Source organism: Streptomyces sp. (assembly GCF_035563135.1).
Lineage (GTDB): Bacteria > Actinomycetota > Actinomycetes > Streptomycetales > Streptomycetaceae > Streptomyces.
Window position 1 is genome coordinate 1 of record NZ_DATMVN010000036.1, and the last position, 7,410, is coordinate 7,410.

The 7,410-nt window shown below is 69.7% G+C and carries 10 protein-coding genes and 1 pseudogene; 7 read left to right on the forward strand and 4 right to left on the reverse strand.

The features are described 5' to 3' along the window. From VN520_RS01820 to VN520_RS01830, 3 genes and pseudogenes are all read left to right on the forward strand, one after another. A pseudogene (locus VN520_RS01820) lies at positions 1-159 on the forward strand (ABC transporter ATP-binding protein); the annotation flags it as partial. Between the two features lie 393 nt (positions 160-552). Beyond that, positions 553-723, forward strand: coding sequence for a 50S ribosomal protein L32 (gene rpmF / locus VN520_RS01825; protein WP_325745045.1), 171 nt, complete (start codon positions 553-555; stop codon positions 721-723). Positions 724-729: 6 nt separating this feature from the next. Further along, on the forward strand, positions 730-1,905 hold the full coding sequence (locus tag VN520_RS01830) for a GTP-binding protein (protein WP_325745046.1): 1,176 nt from the start codon (positions 730-732) through the stop codon (positions 1,903-1,905). 142 nt (positions 1,906-2,047) lie between these two features. Here VN520_RS01830 and VN520_RS01835 read toward each other — a convergent pair whose 3' ends face one another. The 4 genes from VN520_RS01835 to rpmB form a co-directional block, all read right to left on the reverse strand. Beyond that, positions 2,048-3,214: a GTP-binding protein gene (locus tag VN520_RS01835; protein ID WP_325745047.1), complete on the reverse strand. Its 1,167-nt coding sequence runs from the start codon at positions 3,212-3,214 to the stop codon at positions 2,048-2,050. An 84-nt stretch (positions 3,215-3,298) separates the two neighbouring features. Further along, positions 3,299-3,733 (reverse strand): transcriptional repressor, encoded by a 435-nt coding sequence (locus VN520_RS01840; RefSeq protein WP_325745048.1) that lies wholly within the window; start codon positions 3,731-3,733, stop codon positions 3,299-3,301. A gap of 480 nt (positions 3,734-4,213) precedes the next feature. Next, positions 4,214-4,519, reverse strand: coding sequence for a 30S ribosomal protein S14 (gene rpsN, locus VN520_RS01845; protein WP_325745049.1), 306 nt, complete (start codon positions 4,517-4,519; stop codon positions 4,214-4,216). Further along, positions 4,519-4,755 (reverse strand): 50S ribosomal protein L28, encoded by a 237-nt coding sequence (gene rpmB, locus VN520_RS01850; protein WP_325745050.1) that lies wholly within the window; start codon positions 4,753-4,755, stop codon positions 4,519-4,521. Before rpmB ends, rpsN begins: the two co-directional genes overlap by 1 nt. Before the next feature lie 68 nt (positions 4,756-4,823). Between rpmB and rpmG the strand changes: the two genes are divergently transcribed. The 4 genes from rpmG to rpsR are packed head-to-tail and all read left to right on the forward strand — an operon-like array spanning position 4,824 to position 6,733. Then, positions 4,824-4,988 (forward strand): 50S ribosomal protein L33, encoded by a 165-nt coding sequence (gene rpmG, locus VN520_RS01855; RefSeq protein WP_056795624.1) that lies wholly within the window; start codon positions 4,824-4,826, stop codon positions 4,986-4,988. Between the two features lie 52 nt (positions 4,989-5,040). Continuing rightward, positions 5,041-5,295, forward strand: a complete 255-nt coding sequence (locus tag VN520_RS01860) for a type B 50S ribosomal protein L31 (RefSeq protein WP_325745053.1) — start codon at positions 5,041-5,043, stop codon at positions 5,293-5,295. Continuing rightward, positions 5,295-6,449 (forward strand): CobW family GTP-binding protein, encoded by a 1,155-nt coding sequence (locus VN520_RS01865; RefSeq protein ID WP_325745051.1) that lies wholly within the window; start codon positions 5,295-5,297, stop codon positions 6,447-6,449. The genes VN520_RS01860 and VN520_RS01865 overlap by 1 nt, the downstream gene beginning before the upstream one ends. A 41-nt stretch (positions 6,450-6,490) precedes the next feature. After that, positions 6,491-6,733 (forward strand): 30S ribosomal protein S18, encoded by a 243-nt coding sequence (gene rpsR, locus VN520_RS01870; protein WP_325745052.1) that lies wholly within the window; start codon positions 6,491-6,493, stop codon positions 6,731-6,733. Positions 6,734-7,410: the final 677 nt, after the last annotated feature.

Below are 7,410 nucleotides of genomic sequence, written 5' to 3' on the forward strand. Positions count from 1 at the left end.
CTCGACGCCTCCGTGCGGGCCGGCGTGCTGAACCTGCTCGCCGACCTCCAGGACGAGCTGGGCCTCGGTTACCTGTTCGTCTGCCACGACCGCGCGGTCGTACGGCACTTCGCAGACCGGGTGGTCGAGATGCGGGACGGACGCCTCGTCCGCTCCTGACGACTGGGATGGCGCCCAGGGAGCGGACGGCGGCCATTCGTCCTCCAGGGCGTCGGCGCTCCGTTGCGCCGCGCTCCCCTCCTTCGTGGGCACGGTCAGCCGGCCGACGGAAGTGGCATCACCCGCACCAGCGGTGCCGCAGGGCGGCCTCCACGGCCGAACGGCGCCCCACGCAGGCCACGAGGTGCGGGAAGGTCAGGTGCCGCTGCGTCCCACCGACTCGCGATCGTGCCACGGCAGGTACGCAGCACAACTGAAGCAGCGAGGTCGGAGCGTGAGATGAACGAGGTGCGGAGTACCGGACGGAGAGACGGCATCCCGCCATGCGGGCCAACTGGTATTGACTATCGTTTTCATATAGCCTTTGGTGCCCGACAAGAAATGGTGGTCCCCATGGCAGTCCCCAAGCGGAAGATGTCCCGCAGCAACACCCGTCACCGCCGCGCCCAGTGGAAGGCGACGACGCCTCAGCTCGTGCCGGTCACGGTCGACGGCTCCGTCCACCAGGTGCCGCAGCGACTGGTGAAGGCGTACGAGCGCGGCCTCCTGCACCCCGAGGGCTGATCCTTCATGGCGCAGGACCTGCTGCCCGTCACTGTGCTCTCCGGATTTCTGGGAGCCGGCAAGACCACACTGCTCAACCACGTCCTCGGCAACCGCGAGGGCCTGCGGGTCGCGGTGATCGTCAACGACATGAGCGAGATCAACATCGATGCGGCACTGGTGCGCGGAGGTGAGGCGGCGCTCTCACGCACCGAGGAACGCCTGGTCGAGATGACCAACGGATGCATCTGCTGCACCCTGCGCGACGACTTGCTCGAGGAGGTGGACCGCCTCGCCCGTGAAAGGCGCTACGACTACCTCCTGATCGAGTCCAGCGGCATCTCGGAACCGATGCCGGTGGCGGCCACCTTCTCCTTCCCACGCGACGACGGGGCGACCCTGGGCGACCTCGCCCGGCTCGACACGATGGTCACCGTTGTCGACGCGGTCAACTTCCTACCGGAACTGACCGGGGGCGACGGGCTCGCCGAGCGCGGACTCGACCAGTACGAGGACGACGAGCGCACGGTCAGCGACCTGCTCATGGACCAGATCGAGTTCGCCGACGTCATCGTGCTCAACAAGCTGGACCTCGTGGACGAGCACGGGCAGGAGCAGCTCAGCGCCGCGCTCAACCGCCTCAACCCTGCGGCCCGGATCGTGCCCGTCAGCCGTGGGCGCGTGGAACTGTCCGAGGTACTCGGAACCGGCCTCTTCGACCTGGAACGGGCCCAGCAGGCTCCCGGGTGGGTGCGGGAATTGAACGGGGACCACGTGCCGGAGACCGAGGAGTACGGCATCTCCAGCATGGTCTTCCGCTCGGACCTCCCCTTCCATCCCGACCGCCTGTGGACGTTCGTCACCGACGGGCTCGACAGCGGCCGGTACGGACAGGTTCTGCGCTCCAAGGGCTTCTTCTGGCTCTCCAGCCGACCGAATGTGACCGGCCTCTGGTCGCAGGCGGGCTCCGTGGCACGCTTCGAGCCGTCCGGCGCACGTGGAGCCGGGACCACACAGGGCCAGGAACTCGTCTTCATCGGTACGGATCTGCGCGCGGAGCTCCTCCACGAAGCCCTGTCCGCATGCCTGATGTCCCAGGGTGAGGCGCGGCCCGCGACTGATTCCTTCCCCGAGTGGGACACGTACGGGATCGACGACGCGTGCGAGCACGAGCGCCCGGAACCCGGGGCAGCTCACCTCTGATCTCCGGGCCGGACGGTGGTCGCAGCCACGGCATCGTCCGGTCCGGTCCGTACCGTGTACGAGTGGGCCCCGCCGGCCACGGCATCGGTCGTCGGGGCCCATTTTGTGCGTGCCTCCAGGGCTCCCCTCCACCAGGGGGCCGTCACCCGAGCAGCGGGTCGGGAACCGCGGCCCACGTATCCCTGCCCTGCGCCAGTTCATGTCCGGTCAGCAAAGCTTCGTGGAGGGCCAGTCGGATGGCCTGCTCATCGAGGTCCACTCCGGTGAAGACGATCTCGTTGCGCCGTTCCCCGTAACAGTCGTGCCAGAACCACGAGGCGAGGGTGCGCCTCTGCGGTGTCACGGCCTGCCAGGCGCGCGCGTCTCCCGGCTCCAGCCACCGGCCCGCCTCCCGCAGTTCCAGGTGCGCGCCGGCGGAACGCCAGGTGACCACGGCATCGGGACGGCTGGAAAGCCACAGGTGACCTCGGCTGCGCACGACTCCCCTCATGACAGTGGTGAGGGCATCAGCCAGACGTTGCGGGTGGACGGGGCGGCGGGCGCGCCACCGCACGGACCGAACAGCGGGCGTGAGGTGGGCGGTTCCCCTCCGGAAGCCGGGGATCACCACGGGATCCAAGCGCGCCAGCCACTGTTCGCCGAAGTCGGCCGGCAGCGGATGCACGATCCGTCGCTCGTCGGCGGACGGGTCAAGGAGCGGAGCGGCACCGTTGATCTGCTCGGCCAGGGAGGCCACACCCGATGCGTACCGGTTGTCGGCGGCTTCTTCTCCCGCGGGCACATGGAGCACGTCGGCAGACTCGACCTGCCGTGCAGCCGCCTCGGCCTGCGTGAGCGGAGCCGTGCGGCCCCAGCCGTTCCACAGGCGAACAGCCTGGTGTACGCAACCGATGTCGGCCATGAACGGCACCGGGTCGACGGCCACCAGGACCGGCGCCGCCGCGTAGTGGTCCCCGAGGGAGGTCGCACCGCTTCGGGTGCGCCACAACTCCACGAGGAAGGGCAGAATGTCGAGGTTTTCCGGGAGAGCGAGAATCACATGGCCGCTCCCTGCGGTCCGGCGGAGCGACAACAGGTCCTGCCGGAGGATCACGGCCGGGCTTCCGGTGGCAGCCTTGGGGGCGATCGACTCGATACGAGGATCACGTCCGGAAAGGAAGCGCTGGACCGAGGGACGCTCCTCGTGCCGTCCGTGGACCGACACCGCCAGGACGACTGCGTCCGTCGACAGCCTCAAGAGCCTGTCGACGGCTTCTCCTCGTACGGCCGGGGTGTTGCCGGTGACAACACTGAGCAGCCCCTTGGACACGTGGGTTCCCTTCAAGTGAGGTGGAGCGACGGCGGACCGATGACTCTTCGAAGGGCTGTGCGATCCGGACAGGCATGCCCCTTCTCAGCCCGCACCGTCCGACGCACAACCGGGGCAGGTGCCCGTCGCGGCGACAGCGTGCCGCACGTCCTCGAACCCGTGACGAGGCCCGAGCTGCGCGACCCAGTCCTCCAGCCCCTGGCAGAAGAACGCAGCGCCGGCTCCGCAGACACGGCACGTCAAGTGGTGCTCGTGGACCGGCGGAAGATACCGGTACGCCTTGGCCCCGCTGCGCGCGTAGACCGCTTCGAGCCGCCCCTCCGCGTCTGCGGCGGACAGTGCCCGGTACACCGTGGTGAGGCCGATTCGGATTCCCCGCTGCTTCATCGTCGCGTGGAGGCCCTGAGCACTCAGGAACCCTCCGTCGTCCCGGAGGGCGGCCAGCACTTCAGGCCGCCGGTCCGCTGCGTGGCGACGCCTGGGCCGCTCGGGGACGGCAGCCGACGAGACGGTGTCCATCGTCGTCTCCTTACGTGCGGGTAGGTGCAGCCGCTGGTCACGTCAGCACTCCGGAGCCGGCTCACGCACGGGCCCGCCCCGAAAGGGGGGTCGGCGCCGGGGAGGAGGAGCCCGGCACCGGCCCACGGAGAAGATCCGGGGCTCCCGATGGACAGCCTGACGCTCCTTCCGGCCAGGTGGCCCACCCCCGCCGACGGTGGATCTCCGGCATCCGCCGCCGGCGGGGCGGTCGCCGCAGCGGCGATCCACCACCTCACACTAGCCGAGATGGTAATCATTTCCAATTAGTTTGACGAGTCATCGGCGGAGCCGGCAGAGGACCCGGACGAGCAGCACCGGCCTCCCCCCGTGTTGTCCTGCGAGGCATCCGCGACCCCTACGGCGCCCCACCGGCCGCGGCAGTCCTCGGGTCCAGGGGACGGCGACGGGCGGCATCGCGGCCCGCCGGCCGCACCACCACCCGACGTCGAGAGCGAGGTGTCACCAGGAGGACTTGGTCACCCCGGGAAGGAATCCGGCGTGCGCCTGTTCACGCATCCGGACCCGGGACAGCCCGAACTTCCGCAGGTGACCGCGCGGACGGCCGTCCACGCTGTCCCGGTTGCGCACCCGGGTGGCACTCGCGTCGCGCGGCTGGCGGCGCAGTTCCCCGACAGCGGCGAGCCGCTCGGCCTCCGGAGTGCCGGGCCTGCGGATGATTTCCTTCAACTCCGCACGCCGGGCGGCGTACCGCTCGACGGTCGCCTTGCGCTTCTCGTTCCGGGCGATCTTGCTCTGCTTGGCCATCAGATCTTCACTCCCCGCGCGCGGATCCGGGCGACCGCCGCCTCGATGCCGATGGTGTCGATCACTTTGATCGCCCGGGCGCTCAGCACCAGGCGCACATGGCGTCCCTCACCGGGCAGCCAGTAGCGCTTGCGCTGGATGTTCGGGTCGAACCGGCGCGTCGTACGCCGGTGCGAGTGGGAGATCTTGTTGCCGAAGCCCGGCTGTGCACCGGTCAGTTGGCAGTGGGCGGACATGAAGTTACCTGCCTCTCATCGCGTGGGTCCCATATTGAACATGGAAACCATTGCCATATAGTAGCGGCATGGCTCGCAACGAAGTACGTCCGATCATCAAGCTCCGCTCCACCGCGGGAACGGGTTACACCTACGTCACCCGCAAGAACCGGCGGAACAACCCCGACCGGCTGGTGCTGCGGAAGTTCGATCCCCTCGTCCGTCGTCATGTCGACTTCCGCGAAGAGCGCTGACACCGCGACACCCCCGCTCGACACCCCTGGCCCCGACCACGAGGACACCGCCATGAAGCCCGGAATCCACCCCACCTACCGCCCCGTCGTCTTCCGCGACAAGGCCGCCGACTACGCCTTCCTGACCCGCTCCACCCTGACCAGCGACCGGACCGTCGAATGGGAGGACGGCAACAGCTACCCGGTCGTCGATGTGGAGATCTCCTCGGCGAGCCATCCCTTCTACACCGGGACCGCCCGCGTCCTGGACACCGCAGGACGCGTCGAACGCTTCGAGCGACGCTACGGCCGCAGTGAGGGCCGGTGATGGCAGGCGACCACAAGTTGCCCGTGGTTCTCGTCAGCGGCCTGCACGCGGACGCACGCCGCGAGGTGGTGGAAGGACTGTTGAGGGAGATACCTCACAGCGTCGCCCTGCACCACGACCTCGCGACGGCCGAGAAGGGCACGGTGTTGCGGACCGTGCGTGACTCCTCCGGGGTGCTCTCCAGCGGCGAGGCCCCCTTGGTGAACGACTGTGCCTGCTGCGCCCTGCGCGAGGACCTGGTGCCGGAGCTGGAGCGCCTGGCGGCCGACGGTGTGACCCGGATGGCCGTCGTCGAGCTGTGGGACTCCGTCGAGCCCAGGGCGATGGCAGAGGTCGTCGCCGCTCACGGTGAGGGCGCTGTCGAGGTGACCGGTGTGATCACCGCCGTCGATCCCGCCCTCGTGCTGCCGTACCTCGTCAACGGTGACGATCTCGCCGAGGTGGGTCTGGCAGCCGCGGCCACCGATCAGCGCACCGTCGGTGACACCTGGGCGCGGCAGCTGGAGTACGCGTCGGCGGTCGCCCTCGTCAACGACGACCAGGCGGACGACGAGGACCGGGCGTTGATCGGCCAGCTGCACCCGACGGCTCCTCAGGCGGCGGCCGGCTCCCAGGCGCTGACGAGGCTGGCCCTCGCGGGGTTCGACGTGGAAGCGGCCGGCGCCGGCCAGCATCCGGCCTGCGCGCTGCTGCCCCAGGAAGCCGAGGAGGCCGGCGTCAGCACTCTCGTGTGGCGCAGGCACCGGCCGTTCCATCCCGAGCGCCTGTACGACGCCTTGGAGGACCTGAGCTGCGCGGCTGCTCGCAGCCGGGGCCGGTTCTGGCTCGCCGACCGCCCCGACACTCTCCTGTCCTGGGACGCGGCGGGCGGCGCGCTCTGCGTCGAGAACAACGGCCCCTGGCTCGCGTCCCTGCCGGATGCCGCCTGGGACATGATTGCACCGGTCCGACGGGCGGCCGCCGCGCTGGACTGGCACCCCGAGCACGGCGACTGCTGCCAGCACCTTGTCTTCATCTCCCCCGGCCTCGACCGGGACGGGCTGACCGCCCTGCTCGATTCCTGCCTGCTGACCGATGGCGAGTACGAAGCAGGCCGCACGGCGTGGAAGGACCTGCCGCACGCCTTCGACGCACTTCTCGACCCGGTCCACTGACCGCCTCGCGCGCCCGCACACCCACCCATAAGGAAAGACCCATGGCCCGACGCCAGGAACCCCGTAAGCCCGCCAAGGACCGCCCGAACCCGCTCGACGCGGCGAAGATCACCTATATCGACTACAAGGACACCGATCTGCTGCGGAAGTTCATCTCCGACCGGGGCAAGATCCGCAGCCGCCGGGTTACCCGGATCAGCGCCCAGCAGCAGCGACAGGTGGCCGCAGCGATCAAGAACGCTCGCGAGATGGCACTGCTGCCGTACTCCGGCTCCGGCAAGTGATCTGCGAACCGGGGGTGGCCGTGACGAAGGGGGATGCCCGAAGGCTCTGAGTGCTGAACCGAAGCCCCGGTGGCGCGCCCGGAGGTGCCCGCGCCCAGACTGGCTCACGCTGCGGGATACGCCGGACCCGTCCGGCGGCGATCAGCGGACTCGCGGCCCCTGTGACCAGCCCCGCCCACAGCACGACGTCCCGTCGGGAGTACCGGTCGGCCAGTACTCCCGACGGGCACCGCTGCGGGAAATCCCGCGGTGCGGGCCGCGAGCACCAGGCCGGACTCGGTGGCCGAAAGCGTGCAGCCGAGCACCGCGGACCCGAGCACGAATGGCAGGGCCCAGGTGGCCAGGCCCGATGCCGTGGCGCCCGGCCTGAGCCGCACGAAGGAGGATGCCGAGCAGAATCGGCCGCTGCTTCCCGGAAGGAACCTCAGACTCTGTGGCCGGTGCGGGTGAGGCCGACACGTCGTGACGCTCCTGTCGTTCATAGGGCTGGTCGGTTGTTCCGCGGGCAGAACCGGGCCGTCCGCGGGGCGGACGCGCCGAGCCGGTACCGGCGCCGGGCGCGGCACGCACTGTTGGCCGTCGGCAGCTCTCGCAGTAGTCGGCTGCTCCTCGCCGCCGGGGGAATTCTCTGATGGCGGTCAGTCCGTCTCCTGGGCGTGCGGGGCCGTCGCGGGCGG

What these genes read in the sequence shown, in the direction of transcription:
- rpmB (WP_325745050.1), bottom strand. Translation starts at nt 4,755, where the DNA reads ATGTCCGCCCACTGCCAACTGACCGGTGCACAGCCGGGCTTCGGCAAC.
- VN520_RS01840 (WP_325745048.1), bottom strand. Translation starts at nt 3,733, where the DNA reads ATGGACACCGTCTCGTCGGCTGCCGTCCCCGAGCGGCCCAGGCGTCGC.
- rpsR (WP_325745052.1), top strand. Translation starts at nt 6,491, where the DNA reads ATGGCCCGACGCCAGGAACCCCGTAAGCCCGCCAAGGACCGCCCGAAC.
- VN520_RS01865 (WP_325745051.1), top strand. Translation starts at nt 5,295, where the DNA reads ATGGCAGGCGACCACAAGTTGCCCGTGGTTCTCGTCAGCGGCCTGCAC.
- rpmG (WP_056795624.1), top strand. Translation starts at nt 4,824, where the DNA reads ATGGCTCGCAACGAAGTACGTCCGATCATCAAGCTCCGCTCCACCGCG.
- VN520_RS01830 (WP_325745046.1), top strand. Translation starts at nt 730, where the DNA reads ATGGCGCAGGACCTGCTGCCCGTCACTGTGCTCTCCGGATTTCTGGGA.
- rpsN (WP_325745049.1), bottom strand. Translation starts at nt 4,519, where the DNA reads ATGGCCAAGCAGAGCAAGATCGCCCGGAACGAGAAGCGCAAGGCGACC.
- VN520_RS01860 (WP_325745053.1), top strand. Translation starts at nt 5,041, where the DNA reads ATGAAGCCCGGAATCCACCCCACCTACCGCCCCGTCGTCTTCCGCGAC.
- rpmF (WP_325745045.1), top strand. Translation starts at nt 553, where the DNA reads ATGGCAGTCCCCAAGCGGAAGATGTCCCGCAGCAACACCCGTCACCGC.